Source organism: Pseudothermotoga sp., from assembly GCA_025060105.1.
Taxonomy (GTDB): Bacteria; Thermotogota; Thermotogae; order Thermotogales; family DSM-5069; genus Pseudothermotoga_A.
Genome location: JANXCS010000005.1, coordinates 110,236 through 132,861 on the forward strand (window position 1 = coordinate 110,236; position 22,626 = coordinate 132,861).

The 22,626-nt window shown below is 45.1% G+C and carries 28 protein-coding genes; 7 read left to right on the top strand and 21 right to left on the bottom strand.

Going from position 1 to position 22,626, the window contains the following annotated elements; translation table 11 throughout:
• Positions 1-3 precede the first annotated feature (3 nt).
• On the bottom strand, positions 4-369 hold the full coding sequence (locus NZ875_06270) for a flagellar protein FlaG (protein MCS7175342.1): 366 nt from the start codon (positions 367-369) through the stop codon (positions 4-6).
• 73 nt (positions 370-442) lie between these two features.
• On the opposite strand from NZ875_06270, the gene NZ875_06275 reads away from it, so the two are divergent.
• Positions 443-1,714, top strand: coding sequence for a hypothetical protein (locus NZ875_06275; GenBank protein ID MCS7175343.1), 1,272 nt, complete (start codon positions 443-445; stop codon positions 1,712-1,714).
• Here the strand turns inward: NZ875_06275 and NZ875_06280 are convergent.
• The 7 genes from NZ875_06280 to NZ875_06310 form a co-directional block, all read right to left on the bottom strand.
• The gene (locus NZ875_06280) at positions 1,653-2,105 is read right to left on the bottom strand and encodes a chemotaxis protein CheW (protein ID MCS7175344.1); all 453 of its coding nucleotides are present in this window, start codon (positions 2,103-2,105) and stop codon (positions 1,653-1,655) included. The two genes, NZ875_06275 and NZ875_06280, sit on opposite strands and share 62 nt — an antisense overlap.
• Positions 2,106-2,118: 13 nt before the next feature.
• A complete protein-coding gene (locus NZ875_06285; protein MCS7175345.1) occupies positions 2,119-2,535 on the bottom strand; it encodes a biotin/lipoyl-binding protein in 417 nt (138 codons plus the stop codon).
• On the bottom strand, positions 2,511-2,867 hold the full coding sequence (locus tag NZ875_06290; protein ID MCS7175346.1) for an OadG family protein: 357 nt from the start codon (positions 2,865-2,867) through the stop codon (positions 2,511-2,513). Before NZ875_06290 ends, NZ875_06285 begins: the two co-directional genes overlap by 25 nt.
• A gap of 9 nt (positions 2,868-2,876) precedes the next feature.
• A complete protein-coding gene (locus NZ875_06295) occupies positions 2,877-4,418 on the bottom strand; it encodes an acyl-CoA carboxylase subunit beta (GenBank protein ID MCS7175347.1) in 1,542 nt (513 codons plus the stop codon).
• Between the two features lie 12 nt (positions 4,419-4,430).
• A complete protein-coding gene (gene mce / locus NZ875_06300) occupies positions 4,431-4,838 on the bottom strand; it encodes a methylmalonyl-CoA epimerase (GenBank protein MCS7175348.1) in 408 nt (135 codons plus the stop codon).
• A gap of 41 nt (positions 4,839-4,879) precedes the next feature.
• Entirely contained in the window at positions 4,880-5,095 is a 216-nt protein-coding gene (locus tag NZ875_06305) for an FmdB family transcriptional regulator (GenBank protein ID MCS7175349.1), read from the bottom strand.
• Between the two features lie 85 nt (positions 5,096-5,180).
• On the bottom strand, positions 5,181-5,624 hold the full coding sequence (locus NZ875_06310; GenBank protein ID MCS7175350.1) for an SRPBCC domain-containing protein: 444 nt from the start codon (positions 5,622-5,624) through the stop codon (positions 5,181-5,183).
• Positions 5,625-5,748: 124 nt separating this feature from the next.
• Between NZ875_06310 and NZ875_06315 the strand changes: the two genes are divergently transcribed.
• Entirely contained in the window at positions 5,749-6,471 is a 723-nt protein-coding gene (locus NZ875_06315; GenBank protein ID MCS7175351.1) for a hypothetical protein, read from the top strand.
• Here NZ875_06315 and NZ875_06320 read toward each other — a convergent pair.
• Together NZ875_06320 and NZ875_06325 are read right to left on the bottom strand one after the other, a co-directional pair.
• Positions 6,461-7,126, bottom strand: coding sequence for a thioredoxin fold domain-containing protein (locus NZ875_06320; protein ID MCS7175352.1), 666 nt, complete (start codon positions 7,124-7,126; stop codon positions 6,461-6,463). The genes NZ875_06315 and NZ875_06320 overlap by 11 nt on opposite strands.
• A 13-nt stretch (positions 7,127-7,139) precedes the next feature.
• Complete coding sequence (locus tag NZ875_06325; GenBank protein MCS7175353.1) at positions 7,140-7,790, bottom strand: cytochrome c biogenesis CcdA family protein; 651 nt, start codon at positions 7,788-7,790, stop codon at positions 7,140-7,142.
• A gap of 131 nt (positions 7,791-7,921) precedes the next feature.
• Between NZ875_06325 and NZ875_06330 the strand changes: the two genes are divergently transcribed.
• From NZ875_06330 to NZ875_06350, 5 genes are read left to right on the top strand one after another with little or no spacing between them, the layout of a single operon-like run.
• Entirely contained in the window at positions 7,922-9,952 is a 2,031-nt protein-coding gene (locus tag NZ875_06330) for a transporter substrate-binding domain-containing protein (GenBank protein MCS7175354.1), read from the top strand.
• 14 nt (positions 9,953-9,966) lie between these two features.
• Complete coding sequence (locus tag NZ875_06335) at positions 9,967-10,347, top strand: 3-aminobutyryl-CoA ammonia lyase (GenBank protein ID MCS7175355.1); 381 nt, start codon at positions 9,967-9,969, stop codon at positions 10,345-10,347.
• Positions 10,347-11,174, top strand: coding sequence for a 3-keto-5-aminohexanoate cleavage protein (locus NZ875_06340; protein MCS7175356.1), 828 nt, complete (start codon positions 10,347-10,349; stop codon positions 11,172-11,174). Before NZ875_06335 ends, NZ875_06340 begins: the two co-directional genes overlap by 1 nt.
• Positions 11,171-12,685, top strand: coding sequence for a glutamine-hydrolyzing GMP synthase (gene guaA, locus NZ875_06345; GenBank protein ID MCS7175357.1), 1,515 nt, complete (start codon positions 11,171-11,173; stop codon positions 12,683-12,685). The genes NZ875_06340 and guaA overlap by 4 nt, the downstream gene beginning before the upstream one ends.
• Before the next feature lie 25 nt (positions 12,686-12,710).
• On the top strand, positions 12,711-13,829 hold the full coding sequence (locus NZ875_06350) for an MFS transporter (GenBank protein MCS7175358.1): 1,119 nt from the start codon (positions 12,711-12,713) through the stop codon (positions 13,827-13,829).
• Here the strand turns inward: NZ875_06350 and NZ875_06355 are convergent.
• The 11 genes from NZ875_06355 to NZ875_06405 are packed head-to-tail and all read right to left on the bottom strand — an operon-like array spanning position 13,820 to position 22,608.
• A complete protein-coding gene (locus NZ875_06355) occupies positions 13,820-14,206 on the bottom strand; it encodes a hypothetical protein (GenBank protein MCS7175359.1) in 387 nt (128 codons plus the stop codon). The two genes, NZ875_06350 and NZ875_06355, sit on opposite strands and share 10 nt — an antisense overlap.
• A 13-nt stretch (positions 14,207-14,219) precedes the next feature.
• Complete coding sequence (locus NZ875_06360) at positions 14,220-14,891, bottom strand: 16S rRNA (uracil(1498)-N(3))-methyltransferase (GenBank protein MCS7175360.1); 672 nt, start codon at positions 14,889-14,891, stop codon at positions 14,220-14,222.
• Complete coding sequence (gene serS / locus NZ875_06365) at positions 14,892-16,166, bottom strand: serine--tRNA ligase (protein MCS7175361.1); 1,275 nt, start codon at positions 16,164-16,166, stop codon at positions 14,892-14,894.
• 6 nt (positions 16,167-16,172) lie between these two features.
• Positions 16,173-16,793 (bottom strand): LPS export ABC transporter periplasmic protein LptC, encoded by a 621-nt coding sequence (gene lptC, locus NZ875_06370; protein MCS7175362.1) that lies wholly within the window; start codon positions 16,791-16,793, stop codon positions 16,173-16,175.
• Between the two features lie 6 nt (positions 16,794-16,799).
• Complete coding sequence (locus NZ875_06375) at positions 16,800-17,951, bottom strand: hypothetical protein (protein MCS7175363.1); 1,152 nt, start codon at positions 17,949-17,951, stop codon at positions 16,800-16,802.
• 1 nt (position 17,952) lies between these two features.
• Entirely contained in the window at positions 17,953-19,362 is a 1,410-nt protein-coding gene (locus NZ875_06380; protein MCS7175364.1) for a PEGA domain-containing protein, read from the bottom strand.
• Positions 19,347-19,772, bottom strand: a complete 426-nt coding sequence (locus NZ875_06385) for a MarR family transcriptional regulator (protein ID MCS7175365.1) — start codon at positions 19,770-19,772, stop codon at positions 19,347-19,349. The genes NZ875_06380 and NZ875_06385 overlap by 16 nt, the downstream gene beginning before the upstream one ends.
• A complete protein-coding gene (gene rsmI, locus NZ875_06390; protein ID MCS7175366.1) occupies positions 19,769-20,407 on the bottom strand; it encodes a 16S rRNA (cytidine(1402)-2'-O)-methyltransferase in 639 nt (212 codons plus the stop codon). The genes NZ875_06385 and rsmI overlap by 4 nt, the downstream gene beginning before the upstream one ends.
• Positions 20,408-20,433: 26 nt before the next feature.
• Positions 20,434-21,171: a lipoate--protein ligase family protein gene (locus NZ875_06395; protein MCS7175367.1), complete on the bottom strand. Its 738-nt coding sequence runs from the start codon at positions 21,169-21,171 to the stop codon at positions 20,434-20,436.
• A gap of 11 nt (positions 21,172-21,182) precedes the next feature.
• Positions 21,183-21,851: a 16S rRNA (guanine(527)-N(7))-methyltransferase RsmG gene (gene rsmG / locus NZ875_06400; GenBank protein MCS7175368.1), complete on the bottom strand. Its 669-nt coding sequence runs from the start codon at positions 21,849-21,851 to the stop codon at positions 21,183-21,185.
• Between the two features lies 1 nt (position 21,852).
• Positions 21,853-22,608, bottom strand: a complete 756-nt coding sequence (locus tag NZ875_06405; protein ID MCS7175369.1) for a metallophosphatase family protein — start codon at positions 22,606-22,608, stop codon at positions 21,853-21,855.
• Positions 22,609-22,626 lie beyond the last annotated feature (18 nt).

Genomic DNA, 22,626 nt, shown 5'->3' on the forward strand with positions numbered 1-22,626 from the left:
GGTTCACACCTTCTCGTCGAAGAGTATACCTATCAGTTCCTGAAGATTCTTCGCAATCCTCACCGCCACTTCTGGTGGGATCTGCCTGACGATCTCACCTGTCTCAACATCCTTTATCTTGACTATGATCATGTTCAGTTCCCGTTCTATTGTGAACTGAGCTTCAGTTTTGAAGAACCTGCTGAGTTTTTCAAGCATCTTTTTGAACGATTCCATTGCCTTTGATGGATCCACTTCATCTTGTTGTTTTTGAGATTCTTCTGCCACCTTTTTCACATGCATTTGGAGCTGCTTCAAACTTTCAGCTTGAACCAACCGTTCACCACTCGAGCTTTGATTGAGATTCATCCTCACAGGGTCCACACCCATGGGTTTCACCCCTTCTCTCCTATATTATTGATCGACAAGCTCATAGAGTCCTTTAATGGTACAATTTTAACTGATGGACAGGAGAGCGATCTTTTTCATCTCGATACTGTTCATTTATTCTGTATGTATTGCTTCCATAGAGCTCAAGATCACGATGAGTTCTGACGAGCAGAGTAAAAAGCTCGTTCAAGATGTGAGCAGCTCTATTTTTTCGCTTGCACCGGAGAATGTACGCGTCGTTATCGAAATGGACGGAATGGCCCGCACGGTCAACGAAAAAGTTGATGTGGAAGAACGTCTCATTATGAGTTTCTTTGCCACATACGACGCAACGAAGAATGTTTATTCTGCAAATTGGTCAGAATCGGAAAGAATAGTCTACAGTTGTACTTATTCTCCCAAGGAGGAACGTCCTTATCGAGAATTCGTTAGGGAGTGTGCGCATTATCCGCTTGAAAGGGCTGCGCTTAGGCTTTTATCGAAGAACCGTTTTAAAAAATATCTGCGCGTTACCTATCATCCATCAGTAGATGAATACACCAGTTTCAGTCCCGATGGAAAACTCTTCGCGTTCATCACGGACAGATTGGGTGGAAACAGAAACGTTGCGCTTTTGAATTTGATGGAAGGCACGATTCGTGTTTTACCGGTACATGGTAGTAGCGAATATTTCCCAAAGTTCTCTCCAGACAGCTCTAGGATCGCCTTTCAAGGATCGTTGCATGGTTTTTGGAACATCTACGTCATGCCGATCGACGATCATGCAAAAAACATCGTCCTGATCTCATCCGGTAGCGCGCCTGCTTATGCGCCTGCTTGGTTCGATGCGAACACTCTTGTCTACATTCAGGACACCGAGGGTGGAAACGCGATGATCCGAGCCACATTGACGCGGCGCAGAAGCAGAGTGAACATAGAAGGCTTCGATATGGTTTTCTCTCCGACAGTTCACGCTGGAACGATCTACTTCGTTGGATTGAAAGAAGCAAATTTTGGTATCTATGCGTTGACACCTGAAGGAAATGTTGTTTGTGTCGAGGATAGTTTCTACAACGAACACGATCCTGCTGTCTCACCTGATGGACGATATTTGGCCTACTCTTGCAATGCCCTCGGTTATTACGCGATATGGATTAAAGATCTGCAGACTGGAGAAAAATGGTGTCTCACAGAGGAGTTGAAACAGGACGCATTTTACCCATCTTTCTCACCAAATGGACAAATAGTAGCTTTCAGTGCCAGCGAGGGTTTCTTTGAGCCAGACATCTGGTTCGTGAGATTCTTCAAACCTTCAGACTCTGGAGTGCGATCTTCTCCTCCTTCGACAGGATCTCCTCAGCGTTGAGAATGATCAACAGTTCTTCGTTGATCTTCGCTATGCCCAAGATGAAATTCGCCCTCGTTCCACCAAGGCCAGTGGGAGGAGGTTCTATTTGCTCATCTGTGAGGGTGAGTACTTCATGTACTTGATCCACTAGAAGGCCCACTTTTTTGTCTTTCATGTTGACCACGATTATTTTCGCTGAACCGCTGCGACCCGTTTCTGGCATAGAAAACTTCTTCTTCATGTTTATGATTGGTATCACATTTCCACGAAGGTTCATAACACCTTCAACGTAATCGGCCGATTCAGGCAATCTAACGATCTTTCCAACCTCCACGATGCTGTCTATGTTCATGATATCGAGTGCGAACTTTTCATTCGCAAGAGCAAAGCTCACCACTTTGAGTTCCATACTTCGCCCCCCTTCAACCTATGATGAGCATGGTTTGTTCAGTCTCGACGTTGTCACCTTCTTTTACCAAAACTTTGAGCACAGTGCCTTCGTGTTCGCTGATGATATCGTTTTCCATCTTCATGGCTTCAAGCACGAGTAATTTTTGCCCACGTTTCACTTGTTGACCCTCACTAACATGGACCTTAACGATGAGGCCTGACATTGGGGCCTTGACTTCAACACCGCCAACCTTCGTTGGAGCAGGTTGTTTCGCTTGCTCTACTTTGACTTGTTCCTCTTTTTTCGGTTGTACTGGTTGAGGTTTCTCAGCAATTTGAGGTTTTTCAACCGCTGGCCGGATCGATTGAACGATCGGTGAAGACCCCATCTCTTCAACTTCAACGATGTATTCTTTATTGTTTATCACCACCCGGAACTTGCGCGCCATTTTCTCGCTCCTTTCCATCCACTTTTTCTCCAACTAGTGTTTCTCTCTTCGAAAGAGAAGGATCTACCTCTCGGTTGTGATGATGGTTGAAGATCTTGAGATGATATGTAAGCCATCACGGCACCAACGATGACCGCTTCGAGAGGTTCATCTTGTGTTTTCTCCTCAACTTTAGATGAAACCGTCACTTGTTCTGGTTTAGATTCACCAGCGGAGGTTTTTCCTCGTTTTGATTTGAAGATCTTTTCCATCGTTAAAAAGACTATGTATAGGATCACAAAGGTGAGAAAAACGGATCCCATACCCACAACGATCACCGTCACGTTCGACACAACATCACCTCACAATGGTATGTTATCGTGCTTTTTCTTCGGCAAAGATTGAACTTTGGTACGGCAAATTTCTAATGCCCTAACGATCCATTCTCTAGTCTTCACTGGTTCTATAACAGCATCTATGTAACCTCGGGCAGCTGCAACATACGGATTTGCAAACGCTTCGCGATATTTTTGTACCAACTCTTTTCTTTTTTCTTCAGGATTCGGGGCGGTTTCTATCTCTTTTCTGAAAATGATGTTCGCGGCACCTTCTGGTCCCATGACCGCGATTTCTGCAGTCGGCCACGCTGAAACAAAATCGGCTCCGAGGTGTTTGCTACCCATTGCGATGTAAGCACCACCGTACGCTTTTCTTGTGATGACGGTGATCTTTGGTACAGTGGCCTCGCTGTAGGCGAACAAAAGTTTTGCACCGTGTCTTATGATGCCATCGTGTTCTTGCTGTACCCCTGGAAGATACCCGGGCGTATCGACGAAAGTAATGATTGGTATGTTGAAGCAATCGAGGAATCTGATGAACCTTGCAGCCTTGTCTGAGGAATCTATATCCAAAGAACCTGCGAGTACTGAAGGTTGGTTCGCTACTATGCCAACGCTCATACCTGCTATTCGTGCGAAGCCAACAACGATGTTCCTTGCATAGTTTTTATGCACTTCAAAGAAGCTTCCCTCATCAACGACCAGCTCTATGACTCTACGAACGTCGTAACTCTTAGTGGGCTCAACGGGCACAACGGTGTTGATTTCCTCACTCATTGAGAGTGAATAATCTCCAGGGATGTAATCCGGCTCTTCGAGGTTGTTCTGTGGAATGTACGAAAGTAATTTTTTAACGATTTCAATTGCTTCTTGCTCATTTGAAGCTAGAAAGTGAGCATTACCACTCTTTGAGTTATGGACGTACGCACCCCCGAGATCTTCTTGACTTATATCTTCACCAGTGACTGCTTTGATGACGTTCGGACCAGTGATGAACATCTTCGCCGTCTTATCTATCATCACGACGAAATCCGTTATGGCTGGTGAATAAACAGCACCGCCAGCGCATGGACCAGCTATGAGCGTGATCTGTGGTATAACACCGGAGGCGAGCGTGTTCCTGTAGAATATTCCTCCATAACCGAAGAGCGAATCAACGCCCTCTTGGATCCTCGCCCCACCGGAATCGTTGATGCCGATCAAAGGGATCCCCAACTCCATAGCCAGGTCCATCAGTTTCATGATCTTTTTTGCGTGCATTTCACCTAAAGATCCACCCATCACGGTGAAATCTTGGGAGAAAACGGCAACCAATCTACCGTTGATTTTCCCGATGCCTGTGACGACACCATCGCACGGCAGTTCTTCCTTATCAAGCCCGAAGGCGGAACTTCTGTGTTTGACGAATTTATCTATTTCCATGAAAGATCCTTCATCCAACAACAATGAGAGCCTCTCTCTAGCAGTTAGTTTACCCTGAGCGTGTTGCTTATCTATCTTGTCTTGTCCTCCACCGAGTTCGATCCTTTGCTCCATTTCCCTAAGCTTTTTGATCAGCTCTTCCATGCGTACGCCCCCTCAATGGTGACCTTCCACAAGCTCAACGAGCACACCACCGACCGATTTTGGATGAAAAAACAACACTCGTGTACCACCAGCACCTGGTCTTGGTGCATCCGAAAGTGGTTGAAAGCCAAGCTTTTTTGCTAGTTCTACCGCTTCGTCTATTCCTTCCACGTTGAACGCCACATGGTGTATACCTTCGCCTTTCGCTTCAAGGAACTTACTGATCTCCGACTGTTCATTCATAGGTTCGAGCAATTCGACCTTACTTTCCCCAACCTTTATCATGTGGACACGTATCCCTCTTTCCTTGATTTCTTCCGTGTGCACATCTTTGAGACCTAAAAAATCAGTATAGAATTTTAAGCGCTCTGCTGCGTTCTTTACCGCGATGCCTATGTGGTCTATCTTCTGAACGTGCATTTGGCTCCCTCCTTTGAATGCTCAATGGGGCGAGAGCCCCATCAAGCAGCTTCTTCACTCTTTTCTTCTTTCTTTGTCTCACTCTTTCGATTGTCAGTAATGTAGAAGCCGCTACCCTTGAACACCACTGCAACTTTACTGACGGTACGTTTCATACCGGAACCACAGTCACACAGCACCGTTGGATCTTCATTCATTCCATGGAATATTCTCTTTTCAGAACCGCACTTTTCACAAACATATCTGTAGAAGGGCATCTGGGACCACCTCCTGTTCCTACTCTTTTTGTGTCTCCGTATTTATTATGTTACCCAACCAGTTTTGCCGAATAGTTAATATTTCCTAAATGAGTATCAAACCAAACTCGGCGTAAGCTTTCGCGAGACAGAGCATTTGACCCCAGCCGTATGCACACCCAAGAGCTATGGAAAACTCCTTTTCACCGTTCACCAAGACGGTGTCCTCTATTTTTAACCAGGTCCCATCGTTTCCGTCCGGGGTGAAGGTCATCTTTGCTCTCGATCTGAAACCATCTTCATACTCGTACCACCAGAACTCGAAAACCTTGAGAGGTTCTATGAAGATCACCACCCCGCGATCTTCAACGATCTCTCCAGCTGTGATGCGTTTCCAACGTAACACCATCTTGCCTCCTTCGACGAGCTCGATGGTCATACCGTCGGTGAACCATGGATCCCATCCGTTGGGATTGACCAAGATCTGCCACAATTTTTCGACAGGAACTTTGAAATGCTCAACGAACTGCATTCTTACTGGCTGAAGCATTGTGAACACCAAACCAATTTTACAACATCTTCTCTTCAATGTGAGAAACCATTTTTTGCAATGTTTCAACGTTCCGGGACAAACATTCACCCAGGCTTGGTAAAATAAACGAGAGGTGAGAAATGTGAATCTGCAAGTTCTCAAACTCCACACGGTTCTGGAACTTTGGTATGTTGTGATACCAATCTGTATTTTCATCGTGTTCGCTGCAAAGTATCTAGAGAACATCCTCATGCCTCTGTTGGGTTTTTTGCTTGGTACTTTCTTCGCTGCGCCATTCTTCATCGAATGGATGGGAAAAGTTGAGTTTTTCAAAGAGTTACAGGAAAAGTTACTCCAAAGCTCGACAGCGCAGTTGATCTTCGCCTTGATAGTGGGTGTCTTATGCGGAGCGGTGCTGTACGGTATCTACAAGCTTTTCGTTTTCCTCGCAGGTTTCTCTGTAGCTGGCGCACTTGGTTACTACGCTGTTCGTTTGATCGTTCAAGGGAAAGACTTAGGCACAGTGGGTCAGTTCGATCTGAACTTTCTAGTTCCAATTGGTTGTGGTATTCTGCTGGGAACGATCTGCGGATTGATCGCTGCAAGAAACAGTAGTAAGGTTCTTGCACTGATTTCTATGATCGTTGCGAGTGGTCTTTTGGCATTCTCCATTGTTGGTTGGGTTTATGTATGGATCAATAGAAGCCCGGTGGATCAAGTCCTCAAGATCTTCGAAGATCGCTTGTTGGTTTTTTCTTTAACGATCCTTTGGCTAGTCGTGCTGGGTCTTGCGATCAGTTTCAACTTCAGAAGGAGGGTCAAGCAGACCCTCTCATCGAACAAGAGCGGCAGAATCAATCAGTGATCAAGAGCACGCGATAAACACCACGATCGATGAGTTTAAGCGCTATTTGTTCACTTTCAGTGATATGCACTTTGAAAATGTCTGGCTTTTCAGGAACATGATCGACGAGCAATGAATTCGGATCATTACTCAATACGAAATCTGCATCCTGTCTCGTCACCTTCAGAAGCTTTTTCTCACCGGTAAAATCGTCTTTCTTCTTTGTGTACTGAGAGAAATCTTCTTTGATTTCTTGATAAACGTATCTCAGAACTTGTGCGAAGGTGCTCGCTGGTGCGTATCCTGGAAGATACACCAAGGGGCTCGCTTCACTGCTGAAGAACCACGTGGTTGGTACACCACTTATTCTGAAGTAATCGAACAGTTGTGCGTAAGATTTCTTTTCACCGAAAGCACTCGTGACTTTCTTCGTATCGTACATAGCTTCAACGAAGATGTAATTCGCCATGATGAGCTGTTTGACAGTTTTATCGGTGAGAGTTTCGTTTTTTAGCTTCACACAGTAAGGACACGTTTGTGTTGTAAAAACGATGGCGAGTTTTTTCTGCTCGATCCTTGCAAGTTTCACTGCTACGTCTACATCGTTCAATAAAACACTTTGTGCGAAACTCAGTGTAACGAACCCGATGAGCATGATCAAAAACAATCTCTTCATTTAACCACTCCTCTCAAACGAAAACTTTTCCAACGATTATTAAAAATCCCACAATGAAAAGCAAGGCGGATGTTCCATATTTTAGGACCTTCTCCCAAGTTGGTGTTTTAAAACTGACTTTGGTGAACAGCTTTGAGACAACGCCTCCCATCGTCAAAAAAGGTACAGAGATACCGAGAGAGTATACAAACAAAAGCGTTGCACCTTTCAGAGTACTACCCTTGGTCGCGGCGATGGCTAGGATCGATGCGAGCACAGGGCTTGCACATGGAATCCACACGAGTCCCACCCCAAAGCCTATACCAATCCCAGAAAGGATACCGCCGAGTTTGAATTTGGTGAGTTTCACAGATTTTGGTTTGAAGAGCTGGATCTGAAACAAAAATAAGATTGCCATAGCTATGATGATGGAACCTGAAATGTAACGGAGTAAGTTTTTGTCTAGAAAACCTCCAAACATACCAGAGATCGCTCCGAGCACAGAAAAGGTGATGGAAAGTCCTATGAAGAATCCAACAATCCTTAGGAAGGCTCGTACACCTTTTTCGTACAACAGCAATGCGATGAATGATGGTAATAAAGGTAAAGCACAAGGGCTGAGAAAAGAAATAACTCCGTGTAAAAGTGCGGTGAGAAAATCCACGTTGGTTATCGTGATGGCCATCGGAAAATCCCTCCAATAATTCTGACTTATTTGATCGGAAATTATTATACCACAACAGTTGATCCTCTGTGTAGGTTCAGCTGTTGTAAAATTCGAATTGAACGGTTGAAAACTACTTACGGAGGGTTATTATGAAAAAGACGTTGATTTCGTGTTTGCTGTTGGTTATAGTGTTGTGCTTCTGTGAACAGGTCAAATTCGTCAGCGGAGATTTTTATCCACCCTTCATTTACAGAAATGAGCGTGGAGAAGCTGTGGGCATCTCGATCGAAATTTTAAAGGCAATTGAAAAAGTTTCCGATCTGCGATTCAACGTTGAACTGATGCCCTTCTCAAAGGCATTAGAACTCGTCAAAAACGGTGAAGCAGATATGATCAATCTCATCTTCAGAACGCCCGAGCGGGAAAAGTTGTTTCTCTTCTCCAAACCTGTTCTACAAGTTCAAAGTCTAGTTTGGTTCAGAAAGGATCTGAACTTGAAAGATTTCAAAGATCTGACAGCCCACATCGTGGGAGTGATCGAGGGAGATGCGAACGAGCAGTTGTTGAGATCGAAGAATCCGAACACAGTTTTCAAACGCTTCACTGATTTTGAACAACTCATCCAAGCTGTTAAAGAAAGACAAATCGATGTGTTCATCATGGAAGATCTCACAGCCGGTTATTATCTAGTCAAGCACGATCTGTATCATCTGTTCGATAGATTGCCCCCCATCTCTTCACAGTGGACTCATTTTGCGTTTTCATCCAACAGGTCGGATCTGATGGAAAAAGTGAACGGTGCATTGGAGCGATTGTCCAAAAGTGAGTTTCAGAGGATCGTTGAACTTTTCATCAAACCAAGGTTCATTTTTCCAAGGTGGCTCTTTCACATTTTGTTGTACGGTGGGATAGGCGTTTTTTTAGCCGTCTTCATCCTCACTCTCATCAACAAACGCTTGGCGTATCTGGTGGCTCAGCGCACGCAAGAGATCAGGAAAAAGAATGAAGAATTGCAGACAGCTTACGAAGAACTCGATGCTTTCAATCAGCAACTCAGAGCCACCAACGAAGAACTCGAAGCGATGAATCAAGAACTGATGAATCTCAACAAAAGACTCGAAGATAAAACGCTTGAAGCTGAGAAATTTCATAGTGCCTTTCAAACCGTTCTCGATGTTGCGAACAAGATCACTTTCGAAACCATTCAAGAGAAAGATTTTTTGATAACGTTGCTTAGAGTGTTCAAGTATTATTTGCCAGAACCTGCTTGTGTTGGCGTTGCGCTGAGATCGAGTGAAGCAGGTAAAACGTTGTTCAGCCTGCTCAAAGGTGAAAAGAGCATTATCGACAGGGTGGAGAAAATCTATGACTTCGATTCTGAAGAAAGTTTCAACGAAGTTTTAAAAACCGCACAGCAACTCTGCGGAGAAGATCTGAACACTGAAGTTAAGTTTTTACCCATAAAGTCTCAGGAAGTCCCTCATGGGGTGTTTTTCTTTGCGTGTGAACAGATCAATAGGTATCAGGAAGAGTACCTCAAAAAGTTCGCTGTGCTCATAGCCACACTTCTTTCTTTGAGGAGTTATGTTAGAGAGCAAGGCATCTTTCAAAGAAGACTTCTGGGAGTAGTCGTCAAAGCGCTCGAATACTACGATTATTACACTAGGGGTCATTCGGAGAACGTGGCTCGTTATGCGAGTTTGTTGGCAGAAAAGTTGAGTCTCGATAAAGCTTCGATCAGGCGTGTTTTCTGGGCGGGAATGGTTCATGATGTCGGAAAGATCTTCGTTCCACAGCACATACTGAACAAAAACGGTTTTCTTACGGCCGAGGAATACGAATTTGTAAAAATACATCCAGTGAAGAGTTTCGAACTGCTCGTCGAGGCAGGGCTCGAGGAGATAGCCAGGATCACCAAACATCATCACGAGCGCTTCGATGGAAAGGGTTATCCAGATGGTTTGCGCGCCGAGGATATACCGTTCGAATCGAGATTGCTCTGCCTTGTTGATGCTTTCGATGCTATGACTACCGACAGGCCTTACAAGAAGGGTTTAAACTTGGAAGAAGCTATAGTTGAGATCGAGCGTTGTAGTGGTTCACAATTCGATCCGCAACTGGCAAAAGTTTTCACAGACATGCTCAAAGAGAAGCCTGAATTGTTCACAAAAAGAGGGTGATTTTTGTGAAAGCTATGTTGAGAGTTAGAATGAGTGAACACGATGCTCATTACGCTGGTGGACTGGTCGATGGTGCACGCATTCTCCAGCTCATTGGGGACGCTGCGACAGAACTTCTGATAAGGCACGATGGGGATGAAGGATTACTCAGAGCGTATGAAACTGTGGAGTTTCTCAAACCTGTCTTCGCTGGAGACTTTTTGGAAGTGTACGGTGAGATAGTAGAAGTTGGTAATACCTCTAGGAAGATGAAGTTCGAAGTTTACAAAGTGATCACGAACGCTCGAATTGCAGAACAACCTTCTGCGTGCGACGTACTCGATCCACCACAGTTGGTGGCACGTGCCAGTGCTGTTTGTGTTGTTCCTAAGGAAAGACAGAGGAGGTCCAGATGATGGATAAGTTAATCATAACGGTTGCGGTGTGTGGGGCGGAAGTGACTAGGAACGATACACCTTATATCCCAATCACCCCAGAAGAGATAGCTCAGCAGACGTATGAATCTTACCTTGCTGGCGCTTCGATCGTGCACCTGCACGTGAGGGATGAGAATGGTAATCCCACTCAAGATCCTAGAATATTCAAAAAAACTGTAAGTTTGATCAGAGAGAAATGTCCGGATATGATCATCCAAGTTTCCACGGGTGGGGCAGTTTGGATGACACCTGAGGAGAGACTGCAATCGCTCGAAGCCGATCCAGACATGGCAACTTTGACCACGGGAACCGTGAACTTCGGAAACGATGTATTTTTCAACAGTATGCCAATGATAGAGAAATTCGCATCGATCATGAAAGAAAAGGGTATCATGCCTGAGTTTGAATGTTTCGATGTGGGGCACATAAACAACGCAATGACTTTGGTGAAGAAAGGACTCGTGCAGGGCCATCTTCATTTTGATTTCGTCATGGGAGTGCCGGGTGGTATAGCGGCGAACGCGAGGAACCTCGTTACGATGGTGGATAGCATTCCTCCAGGTTCAACGTGGTCTGTGGCAGGTGTAGGTAGACACGAATTCAGCATGGCCGTGATGGCCATCGTGATGGGTGGTCACGTGAGAGTGGGATTAGAGGATAACATATACATCGAAAAGGGGGTGCTTGCAAAATCCAATGCCGAGCTCGTTGAAAAAGTGGTGAGATTGGCTAAAGAATTGGGCAGGCCGATTGCCACGGCCAAAGAGGCCAGACAAATTTTGCGTTTGGAGGAGAGAAACAGATGAAGGTACTCATATTGGACTACGGTTCTCAATACACTCAACTCATCGCTCGCGTTGTGAGAGAGTTGGGATACTACAGTCAAGTGGTGCAAGTTGATGAGGATGTGGACCTATCGGATGTGGGTGCACTGGTTTTATCCGGAGGACCGGCGAGTGTGTACGAACCGGGCGCACCAAAACTTCCCGTGTGGTTCGACAACTATCGCGGAAAGGTGCTCGGTATATGCTATGGTATGCAACTGATCGTCCACGAAATGGGGGGAAAAGTTGAGCCTGGAGAATTGGCTGAGTACGGTAGGACTGAAATCAAGATAGTGAGAGATGATCCCATCTTCGATGGTATCGATCGAGAAACCGTTGTTTGGATGAGCCATTCAGACGTGGTACAGTTCTTACCTTCGAATTTCCATGTTACTGCCCTGTCTAAGAACAACATGATAGTGGCTGCCAGCGATTCCAACAGATTCTGGTTGCTTCAGTTTCATCCAGAGGTCAGGCACACGATTTTTGGCAGACAGATGCTGGAGAATTTTTTGAGCAAGATCTGTCAGTTAAAACCGAATTGGAATTTGGAAGACTTCATAGTGAGAAAGATCGAGGAGCTGAAGAATGAACTTTCTGATAAAAGAGTGATCGCAGCCCTTTCGGGCGGTGTAGATTCCTCTGTTGCTTGTGTTTTGGTACACAAAGCGATCGGGAACAATTTGAAGTGCGTTTTCGTTGATCACGGTCTATTGAGAAAGAATGAAGAGGAAGAAGTGATGAGAGTCTTCAAAAATATGCTCGGGCTCAACGTTGTGAAGATAGATGCTCGAGAGAGGTTCCTGCAGAGGTTGAAGGGAGTGAGCGATCCGGAGAGGAAGAGAAAAATCATAGGTGAAGAGTTCATAAGAGTTTTCGAAGAAGAGGCTAGGAGCTATGATGCCACACATTTGGTGCAGGGAACCATTTATTCGGACGTGATTGAGAGCGCCAAATCTGGTAAAAAAACCGCGGCTATAAAAAGTCACCACAACGTTGGGGGACTGCCCGAGAAGATGGACTTGAAGATCGTAGAACCTCTGAGGAATCTTTTCAAGGACGAAGTCAGACTCGTCGGAGAGATGTTGGGCATCCCGCGTAACGTAATTCACAGACATCCATTTCCAGGTCCAGGTCTTGCAGTACGGGTGATCGGTGAGGTGAATGAGGAAAAGTTGAATTTGCTCAGAGAGGCAGACAGTTTGTTGATCGAAACATTGAAAGAAACAGGGTGGTATGAAAAAACTTGGCAAGCCTTCGCTGTGTTGTTGCCAGTGAGATCTGTCGGCGTGAGGGGGGATAGGAGAGCGTACGATTACGTACTCGCGATAAGATGCGTCGATAGCGTCGAAGGTATGACGGCGGATTGGTCAAGGTTGCCACACGATGTGTTAGACTTGATATCGCGCAGAATTCTCAACAGTGTCAAAGGAATCGGGAGGGTAGTGTACGACATCAGCTCAAAGCCACCCGCGACCATCGAATGGGAATAGACTGAGTCTCTATTTTGCTTCTTTTATCAAAAATTTTGGTGTTTTGAATTACGATATGCTGCTTCAGCTGAGGATGAGGGAGCTGTCAATAGATCTATTCTCCATTGGATTGCTCTCCACCATCAACAGCGCCGTTGGAAGCTTGGCAACACCTTTCTGGGGTGCCCTGAGCGACGAGGCCAAAAGTAGGAAAAGAGTTCTTCTCATCGCCATCACGATTTCCATGTTTTTCTTGCCTTTCTATGTCTTCGCCAAAACGGCGAACCATTTTTTCTTGATAGCAGCGGTGTTCACTTTCTTTTCTAGCGCCTTTGATCCTATAGCCACAGCCATTTTTGTTGAATCTTCGCGCTTGAGTAGTAATGTTGTGCTGAGCATCATGAACGCGGTGAACTCTTTTGGGATGGGCTTAGGCAGATTGGTCATATCACCTCTGTTGAACGTTTTGCCGGTTGTGTGGGTCATGCTCGTTCTTTATTTTGTTTCACTCAGCGTGCTTTATTTCATCAAAGTTGCTCCAGCTGCTCCACACTTGAGGTACGAAATACAAAGGACGAACCTTCAAAGAGTTTTTTCTGCGATCACTTCTAAAAACGTCCTCAAAAAGAAAAATCTCTGGGCGATGTACCTTGGTTCTTTTTTGAGACAGCTTGGTATAGGTGGCACATTTGCCCTGATAGCAGTTTATTTAGTAGAGGATGTGGGATTGAGCAAATCAGAAACTATCTTACTCGCAGCTTCGAATCCTTTCATGCAAATCCCATCGCATTTTCTAGCAGGCTGGCTGATCAACAAAGTGGCGAGTAAACACATAGCTTCATTCGGCATGCTCGCATCTGGCCTGGGCGCATTGCTCTTCGTTCCAGCCGATTCAAAGTTGACAGTGCTGTTGGCTTACGTGGTGTCTGGCTTTGGCTTTGGTACTTTCATCAACGGTGCCACAGATTTTGTCGCGAAAAACGTACCAGCCAACAGGAAAGCAGAATTTTTGGGATTGTTGACCTCCGTTAGATCCTTCGGCAGCCTGTTCGGCCCGCTCATCGCTGGATGGTTGGCGAGTGTTTCTTTTAAATTGGTTTTCATTCTTATGGGAGCCATCATGATAGCAGGCGCATTGATAACAGCGATCTATTGTCAGCGCTGATCTGGCCTCTCTTGTAATCTGAACATGTCCGTTCTTTCAGCGTTGGCGAGCAGAGATTTCCTCCTATGCACGGCATTCAAAGCCATCCTCTTGAGGATTGCGGGCAGATCACTCTTTGTGAGCACCTCTTGACCCAAGATGCGTTCAAGTTCAGACGAGAGCTTGTAACCATTTTCATTTTCAGGTTCAAAATAAATTCGGTCTGAAAGGTCCTTTGTGATCTGAGGGTTCACCTTGTTCAAGAGCTTGATGGCAAATTCAATAAAAACATCTCCTGTTTCCTCTGGTCTTTTCACGGCGGAGAGTCTCTCTCGATAGGCACTCTCAAGTTCTTTTTCAAACTTCACAAAAGATAGCACCTTCTCACCTTTCTTCATGACTTTCACCTCCTCAAGAGGGATCATGCAAAAAGTACATCAATCCCATAACGAGCAAAGCCGCTGTCTCAAATCTGAATATCGTTTCCCCGAGACTGAACAGAGCATACCTTGAACGCAAAAATTCTAACTCCTGCTCTGTAAAATCTCCCTCCGGACCAACGATGATGTTGTTGAATCGAACCGCTTGCTCGATCGTCAGTTTTTCTCCAGATTGGTGGAGCACGAACGTTCTTTCTTCAACAGGCAACTTGAAATCGTCAAAAACCTTAACGTCTGGAAACGAACATCTACCACACTGTTTAGCTGCGTTGCGAATTATAAGTTCGATTTTCTCGATTTTATCAACGTAAGATCTACTCCTATTCGATGTGTAGATTACAAGCCTAGCTACACCCAATTCTACGGCTTTCTCCAAAAGCCATCTGAGTCTCTCCCAGTGCTGTGAAGCGATACACAATGTCATCGGAAGTATCTTGTCTCTCTTTTCTTTAGACTCCAAGATCTGTGCGATGGATTCATTTTTGCTTATCTTTGAGATTCGACAGCGGAACAATTTACCCGTTCCATCGGTGGTGAATATCTCTTCTCCTTCTTTCAATCTCACCACTTTCAAATGTTGTGTCTCGTGTTTGTCGAGTATGAACTTGTCCGATTCCACCCTCCCATAGAACAGATGTGGCAATCAGGGGATCACCTCACAACCGAGATATGGTTGTAAAGCTTTGGGCACGTCGATTCTCCCATCCTTTCTTTGGTAATTTTCCATGATCGCAACCAGTGTCCTTCCTATCGCAACACCTGAACCATTCAACGTGTGAACGAATTCGAGTTTTCCATCTCTCCTTCTGTAGCGGATGTTTCCGCGTCTTGCTTGAAAATCAGCGTCGTTGCTACAAGAAGAGATCTCTTTGTAGGAATTGTAAGATGGTAACCAAACTTCTATGTCGTAAGTTTTCGCCGCACCGAACCCCATGTCACCAGTGCAGAGCAACACCACCCTGTAAGGTAATTCTAGTCTCCTCAAGACTTCTTCCGCATGCTGAACGAGCGTCTCGAGATCTTGGTAAGAACGTTCAGGAGTTGTCACCCACACCAGCTCCACTTTGTCAAACTGGTGTTGTCTTATCATGCCACGAACGTCTTTACCATAGCTACCGGCTTCTCTTCTATAGCACGGTGTGTATGCGGTGTAGAGCAAAGGTAATTGCCTTTCTTCCAAGATTTCATCGGCCCTGAGTGCCACCAGAGGGACCTCAGCTGTGGGTATGAGGAAAAGATCATCAGAATCTATCCTGTAGGCTTCTTCTTCGAATTTCGGCAGTTGACCTGTTATCGTCATTGTGCTGCGTTTTACCAGGTGGGGTACCCAAACTTCGGTGTAACCGTGTTCTTTTGTGTGAAGATCTAACATGAAGTTGATCAGTGCGCGCTCAAGCCTGGCGAGAGCAGAATACATGATCGTAAAGCGTGATCCAGAGAGCTTCGCCGCTCTGTCGAAATCCATCAAACCGAGTTCTGGTCCGAGATCCCAGTGAGCTTTGGGTGAGAAATCGAACTTCCTTGGTTCGCCCCACCTTCTCACTTCAACGTTGTGGGTTTCATCTGGCCCAACGGGTACACTCTCATGTGGAATGTTGGGTACGTACAGCATGAGCCTGTTGAGCTTTTCTCTAATTTCGTCGAGTTCTTTTTCCACAGACTCTATGCGCTCGTTGATCTTTCTTCCTTCCTCGGCCAATTGTGTCGCCTCTTGTTCATCGCCTCGTGCTTTCACCTGTGCAACACGTTTTGAAATGTTGTTACGTTGCGCTCTGAGTTGGTTCACCTCGTTGGTCAACTGCCTGACTTTCGTATCGAGCGAGATGATTTCTTCCACGATGGAGGTATCATAATTTCTATTTCTCAGAGCACTTTTTAAACTTTCTGGATTTTCCCTAAACAAACGTATATCCAGCAATTTCACTCACTCCTTCACAACGATCTCTACCTTCGCGTTCGTAGCGTTCATCTCGTCTGTGGCCGTCTTTATCTCGACGGTGTCAGCCCACATCTTCAGATTTTTTTCACGATCCACGAGTACGACGGAACCAGTCAACCTGATCAAACCCGCCTTTTTGTCGTAGAACAGACTCTTCGCAGAAGCTTCGATGTTTCCCTTGACTATTTGAACCTGCGTGTCTGTTTGAAAAATGTTTTTGTCCAAGTCAAAAATCAACTTTTCCGTGTTCAGTTGTACAATGTCCGAACTTCCTTCATCTTTTATCTTCGCCTCAACCTTTCCTGAAAGTGTACCACTTTTGGTTCTCAGATCGTATTTCAAGTTTGTAGCGGTGGCTTCACCACCATCGAACTCAATGAAGGTCGAGGTTGCGTCGATCAACCTCCATTCGTTTTGGAGTTTCGACACAACCATAGATTGGCAGGAAAGTTTCAGTTTGTCTTCATCAACTTGAACTTTCACGTTTCCCTCGTAATGGGCTCTGTCTCTTTCTGGTTTAACGTAGTTTGAAACGATGTGCACAGTCTTTCCAAAGGAAAGGCTCAAGGAAAGCAGAAGCAAAAAGCTCAGAAGGATCTTCTTCATCCATTTTCACCGTCCCATCATGAAGATCAGTGCTAGCAGGCCAATGGCCACGCCAGCGCCTCCGATGATGTAAGCCATGTTCAGATTGGATTCGAGGGTTTTGTTTTTACTCTCAAGTTCTTCAATCTTTTTCTGAAACCTGGAAAGATCGAGCGATGCCAAATTTTTCTCCAAATTCCTCAAATTTTCTTCAATCTTTGAAGCTCTTTGAGCCAGTTCGTTCAACTGACCCTTGAGTTCTTGAACTTGCTGCTTGGAAGCGAAGCCTTCCAACGTTGCGAGACGTGCTTGAACTTCTTGAAGCTGTTGTTTGAGTTTGTTCACCTCTTCCGCTCTGTCCGTCAATTCTTTTTTCTGTAAAGCAAGCTCGTTCTGCATACTTTTCAATGTGAAATTGATCTTACCTTCAGAGGCAGATATCTTTTGATCTATCAAGTTTGTGAAGGCGTTGAGTTCATTCTTTGTCGATCCCTTAAAACTCGCTAGATCGCTGGAAGTTTGATCCAATTTTTTTGCCAGTGTGTCTAGCGAGATTTTTAAAGCAGAAAGTTGCTGTGAAAGGTTCGCGATCTGGTTCTTTATGTTCGTTTGTTCGCTTGAAAGTGTTTCCAAACTGCTCTGCTGCGATTGAACTTGCTTGAACAAATCCGAGCTCAGTTTTTCGACCGCATCAACCCTCGCTGACAAAGCGTCGATTTTACCCAATTGAGTTTCTTGGGCTTTTATATAGTCTAAGAGCTGTTTCTGCAGTTGAGAGAATAGTTCTTGCGAAAGCTTACCGATTTGATTTTGAAGGCTCACCGTTGCGTTCTCGATTTCTCTCAACCTTTGATCGTAAGTTTTATAGGCTGCCTCGAGGCCTGCTGTTTTCGCAAAAATTTCTTTTTGAGCATCACCGAGTGCCGATAGCCTCTTCGACAGTTCGTCCAGCTGAAAATTCTTGATCGTTCTGTATATGTACTGTGCGATGTCGAATCTGGTGGTCAACAGTCCTCCTCTGAAGTTACCGTTTTCGTCCAGTTCCATGATTTTGTTTTCGATCACAAAGGACACAGGAATGTAGATATCCAAGACAGGTGAAACATCCTTTATGCTCACCTGAGCGATGAGTAAACAGTTCATCATCAATAATGTGAGCACAAACGAGGCTTTCTTCACGTCAATCACCTCCTATTCTGATGTAAACGACCTTCGATGGCTCGGCCATCGTTTCTCTTTCCCACCCAACGGTGCCTACTTTCCGAACGCCAGGTTTCACTGGATAGAATAACACAGGAGAAAGGCCCACAAATTCGTTGTCCACTTGGCATTCAACCACGGCGTCACTGAAGATGCACAAATAAGCGATCCCTTCTGGAGAAAAGGTGTACAACTTGCCAGCCAAAAATTCTATCGTCCTTTCCCTTTCACCAATTCTGATCGTGTGAAAGCCCTCGGGTAAGTAAATCAACGCTGGGGGTCTCTGTGTGACGCCTTCCACAGTGTAGATGGTCTTTCTATCTCCCAAAAGCAAGATGGTTGCAACGTTGAAGTCGACGTCGATTTTTTCATCCTTTGAAAGATCTATGAGTCCCATCCATCGTTTTTCACCCAATCTTGCCTCGACCAGATGTACGCCTTGGGAAAGTTTCACACTCGTCGGACCGCGCCCCACACTTTTTCCATCGACGAAGATCATGGCCTCTGCTGGAGCGATCACGTTGAGTCTATTTAACTTCGGTTCGAGCGGAACATAAACATAGTTCATTCCTTGTTTAAGCTCGACCTTCATGATCTTTTCTTCGTAACCTGCTGCTTTGACTGTGATGATTTTCTCACCAAGTGAGAGATTATCAAAACTGGCAGGTTGTCTTTTACTTTCTCCATCCAGTGACACTATCGCGTGGGGTGGACTCGCCTGAACGAGCAGCCTTGCACTGGGCGTGAGGGAAAATTCGAGATATTGTTCTTCGTCCAAGGAGATTTGAACTTTTTCGACACTGGTGAAAAAGTCATTCGCTTCAAGCTTGAAACTGTACTCACCGGCGGGTAATTCCACGCTCAGCGGAGTTTCACCCAGGTAACTTCCATTTGCCCATACTCTCGATGGAGGGTTCGAATTGATGTGCACTGTTGGTGTTTTGGCGAGCACAATTTGTAGTTTTTTCTTCTCATGAGGTTGCAGTGCCACGGACCTTTTCACTCTGCAGAAACCTTCTTTTTGTAACACGATTTCGTAGTCTTTAGGTTCCAACTGCAACTCGATCGGTGTTGAACCTACCTGTTTGCCATCGATCCACACAGTAGCACCGGAAGGTTCAGTGAAGATCTGGAGGTTCGATGCGGCGATGAGGTTTATGAAGTGGCTTTTTTCTGAATCTTGCAGAAGTATCGATTTGCTGATGTAACCAGGCTTGACGAAAGTTAGGGTTGCTGGTAAACTCACATCAATCTCAGCCACACCGTTCCTGTCGGTGACGGCAAGTAAGATCGAGCCGAGTCTCACCTCGACGTTCGGCACGTTCGTAACGATGGTGATGGCTAAACAGATCTGAGCGCCCAAAAGTAATGGGATCAAGAACTTCTGCACTTTTCCATCTCTTCCTTGAGTTGATTGAGGAGTTTGAGCAGTTCAGAGGCTCTGTGTTCTCCCATTTTTTGTAACACTTTTCCGACGAACTCCACCCTTCTCTCGATAACACTCTCAATGATCTTTTTCCCTTCGTTCGTAACGAAAATCATGTAGATCCTTTTGTCCACACCGCGTTTTCTTTCAACGTAACCGGCAGACTCGAGTCGTTTTACAATACCGCTCAGAGTACTCTTGGCGATACCCAAAGCTTGGCTCAGATCGACCATTTTCATCGGTCCTCTGAAATAAAGCCTCTGAAGCAGATCGAACTGTGCTGCAGTGATGGGATAGTCTCTCAAAACGAGTCTGCCTTCCACCTTGATGGTGAAGCAAATCTCTCTCAACAGCTTCTCAACATCTCTCTTCAAGATTTTTCCCTCCCCCTCAAATTGACAGCCACAGTTATCTCACCCTTCGAATCTTTGAACAATTCCAACGCTTCGCTGATTTTACCTCTGTAGAGTTGTTGAAACATCTTAGTCATCTCTCTACCAACGAATATCTCACAATCTCCGAAGATTTCCAACATATCCTTGAAAGTTGCTTGTAGCCTACCGGCCGATTCGAAGAAGATCAAGACCATTTTTTTCCCCTTCAGCTCTCTGAAAAGCTTTCTCCTCTTCTTACCACGTGGCAAAAATCCAACGAAAAGAAGCCGAGAAGTGTCGAAGCCACACAAAGACATGGCACACGTGAGTGCGCTCGGTCCAGGCATAATGTCGAGCTCTATACCTTTCCTCCAACATGCATCTACAAGGTGTCCTCCAGGATCTGCCACCGATGGCATGCCAGAATCGGTCACCAAGCATACCTTTTTCCCTTCGTTGAGAAGGTTCAGGATCATAGGTATGCTCTTAGTTTGGTTGTGCACACCGTAAGAGATGAGTTGTTTTCCTTCTATTCTATAGAACTTGAGCAGCTTCGAAGTCCTTCTGGTATCTTCTGCAAGCACAACATCCGCTTCACGTAAAGCTTTGATCGCTCTTATACTCATATCGAGCATGTTACCTATCGGCGTGCCAACGATCGTCAATTTGCCGGGCAAACGAACTGTCCCTCCCTTTTGTAAACCTGGTCCAGCAGTGCTTGGTTGAGTTTGAAATGCTCGACTGGTCCAAATACTTTAGAGAACGACTCGATCAAACTTTCCACAAGCTTTTCAAATGACACATCAGATATCTCTTGAAGACCGGTGAATTTATCTTTTAAATCTTCTGGTTTCAAATTCAAGCATCGTGCGTATTCCTCAAAGTGAGATCTCAACAGTATCGAACCGTGTTCGAGTATGAAATCCTTGGTCCTCATCTGAGCACTTCCTACAATTTTTTTACCATTCAGAGAAAGTTCGTACGTGGAGGTAACTTCGAAACATGCGGGGCTTTCCGCGAGGATCTTCTTTCTTGATTCTATCGATACTGAAAAATCGAGGTTTTTCAGAGCCTCAGCGATCCTCTCACTGACCATCAAATGAAATTGTTGCAAACTCTTCTTCATGAACTCGTGTGGAGCGGGAACTACGACGGTGTAAGTCAATTCATCCCAATGCAACACTGCTCTACCACCTGTTGGTCTCATCACGCATTCGATGCCAGCTTGTTCCATATAATTCAAATTCAAGCTCACCCGTCTTTGATGTCTCCCAAGCGAAAGAGTTGGTCTTGCCCAAGTGTAGAGTCTGAGCAAAGGTTCTTTCACGTTCTCAGCGAGTACCACATCCAATGCCATGTTAGTCTTCCCAGGAAAATTCCACGTTTTCAGCAACAACATACTCTCTCTCCTCAAAGTGGTCGCTTGATGATCTTTCTCGTTTCTCTTGGGTAGATCGGATCCGTTGGCAACAACTTCCTAAATTTTAAAAGCACCCTGTTTTCACCCATGAATAACTTGTACTCAATTTTCTCTTCGAGCTGGACATTCAAAACTTTCAAAGCGTTCCTCGATTCTTTCATCTCTTCCATCCAATTTGGACCTTTGTACAACAGCAGGATTCCTTCCACCTTGCAAAAGGGAACACAGAGCTCCAGAAGGACCCTCAAGGGTGCCACAGCCCTCGCAGTAACGTAGTCAAAAGCTTCTCTAAAAGTTTCTCCAAGAGATTCAACTCTTGAACAGACCACTTCAACATTTTTCAGATTCAACTTCTCGACGGTTTTCTCCAACCAAATCGTCTTTTTTCTCGAAGAATCCACCAAAACACTTTTCACAGGATAGACTATGGAAAGTATCAAACCGGGAATTCCTCCACCGGTGCCTACATCTAGCAAGTTTCCCTGGAGCATCTTCGTTGGTAACAAGACATCTGCAACGTGTTTGTGAACGGCCTCTTCGAACTCTTCAATACCCGACAAATTCATCGGTGCTTCAAGCAGTAGTGACAGATATTCAACGATCAATTTCGCTCTTTCTTCACTCAGTGAGATGCCGTAGCTTGTCAATATCGACTTCATCTTATCGTACAAAAAACTCGACTTTTCCTTTTCCCATGTCATAACTTTCACCGAGTGCCAGAACGAGGGCCAACTCTAATGGAAGTCCAGCTTTCACGATCCTCTCACACACACTTTTCACATCGTATTTCACTCTCACAAATTGGTGATCTATCACGCCTCTTTCCACGTTCAATAGAAGATAACACGATTTGTTATCACCATCTTTCGGTCGACCCACACTACCACAGTTGAAGAAAAGCTTTCCAAAACAATACTTCGCCATCGGTAAGTGTGTGTGCCCACTCACAACGACATCTTCTTCGAAACTTTTCGCCAATTCTTCAAACCTTTTTGAAGGTGTGTTTGGTGTGACATACTCGTACAGTTCATCTAGTGGGCTGGCATGCACTAGAAGGATCCTTACACCTTCAATCTCTATACTCAATCTTTTTGGAAGCCCCCTGAGGAAGTGTTTTGTTTCAACCTTTGTGTTTTCTATCGTCCAGTTGAGTGAGATATCTCCAACTTCAGATTCCCTACCGGGTTTGTATTCGCAACCGCAACTTGACTTCTCATGACCAACGGCATCATCGTAGTTCCCCGCAACGCAGGGATATCTCGAAATGACCTTCACGACTTCATCTGGGTCTGGTCCGTATCCGACGATGTCTCCAAGACAATAAATCGCATCGACTTTCCTTTCACTGGCATCTTTCAAAACAGCTTCCAACGCCGACAAATTGGCGTGCACATCGCCGATGAAAGCGATCCTCATTCCTCTTGAACCTCCTTA

Coding starts and splice junctions, on each gene's coding strand:
- NZ875_06330 (MCS7175354.1), top strand. CDS start 7,922: ATGAAAAAGACGTTGATTTCGTGTTTGCTGTTGGTTATAGTGTTGTGC.
- NZ875_06355 (MCS7175359.1), bottom strand. CDS start 14,206: ATGAAGAAAGGTGAGAAGGTGCTATCTTTTGTGAAGTTTGAAAAAGAA.
- NZ875_06280 (MCS7175344.1), bottom strand. CDS start 2,105: ATGGAACTCAAAGTGGTGAGCTTTGCTCTTGCGAATGAAAAGTTCGCA.
- NZ875_06340 (MCS7175356.1), top strand. CDS start 10,347: ATGGATAAGTTAATCATAACGGTTGCGGTGTGTGGGGCGGAAGTGACT.
- lptC (MCS7175362.1), bottom strand. CDS start 16,793: ATGAAGAAGATCCTTCTGAGCTTTTTGCTTCTGCTTTCCTTGAGCCTT.
- mce (MCS7175348.1), bottom strand. CDS start 4,838: ATGCACGTTCAGAAGATAGACCACATAGGCATCGCGGTAAAGAACGCA.
- guaA (MCS7175357.1), top strand. CDS start 11,171: ATGAAGGTACTCATATTGGACTACGGTTCTCAATACACTCAACTCATC.
- NZ875_06395 (MCS7175367.1), bottom strand. CDS start 21,171: ATGTTGTTGCTGAAAACGTGGAATTTTCCTGGGAAGACTAACATGGCA.
- rsmI (MCS7175366.1), bottom strand. CDS start 20,407: ATGCTCGATATGAGTATAAGAGCGATCAAAGCTTTACGTGAAGCGGAT.
- NZ875_06325 (MCS7175353.1), bottom strand. CDS start 7,790: ATGGCCATCACGATAACCAACGTGGATTTTCTCACCGCACTTTTACAC.
- NZ875_06335 (MCS7175355.1), top strand. CDS start 9,967: ATGTTGAGAGTTAGAATGAGTGAACACGATGCTCATTACGCTGGTGGA.
- NZ875_06270 (MCS7175342.1), bottom strand. CDS start 369: ATGGGTGTGGACCCTGTGAGGATGAATCTCAATCAAAGCTCGAGTGGT.
- NZ875_06305 (MCS7175349.1), bottom strand. CDS start 5,095: ATGCCCTTCTACAGATATGTTTGTGAAAAGTGCGGTTCTGAAAAGAGA.
- NZ875_06285 (MCS7175345.1), bottom strand. CDS start 2,535: ATGGCGCGCAAGTTCCGGGTGGTGATAAACAATAAAGAATACATCGTT.
- NZ875_06275 (MCS7175343.1), top strand. CDS start 443: ATGGACAGGAGAGCGATCTTTTTCATCTCGATACTGTTCATTTATTCT.
- rsmG (MCS7175368.1), bottom strand. CDS start 21,851: ATGAAGTCGATATTGACAAGCTACGGCATCTCACTGAGTGAAGAAAGA.
- NZ875_06295 (MCS7175347.1), bottom strand. CDS start 4,418: ATGGAAGAGCTGATCAAAAAGCTTAGGGAAATGGAGCAAAGGATCGAA.
- NZ875_06310 (MCS7175350.1), bottom strand. CDS start 5,624: ATGCTTCAGCCAGTAAGAATGCAGTTCGTTGAGCATTTCAAAGTTCCT.
- NZ875_06320 (MCS7175352.1), bottom strand. CDS start 7,126: ATGAAGAGATTGTTTTTGATCATGCTCATCGGGTTCGTTACACTGAGT.
- NZ875_06405 (MCS7175369.1), bottom strand. CDS start 22,608: ATGAGGATCGCTTTCATCGGCGATGTGCACGCCAATTTGTCGGCGTTG.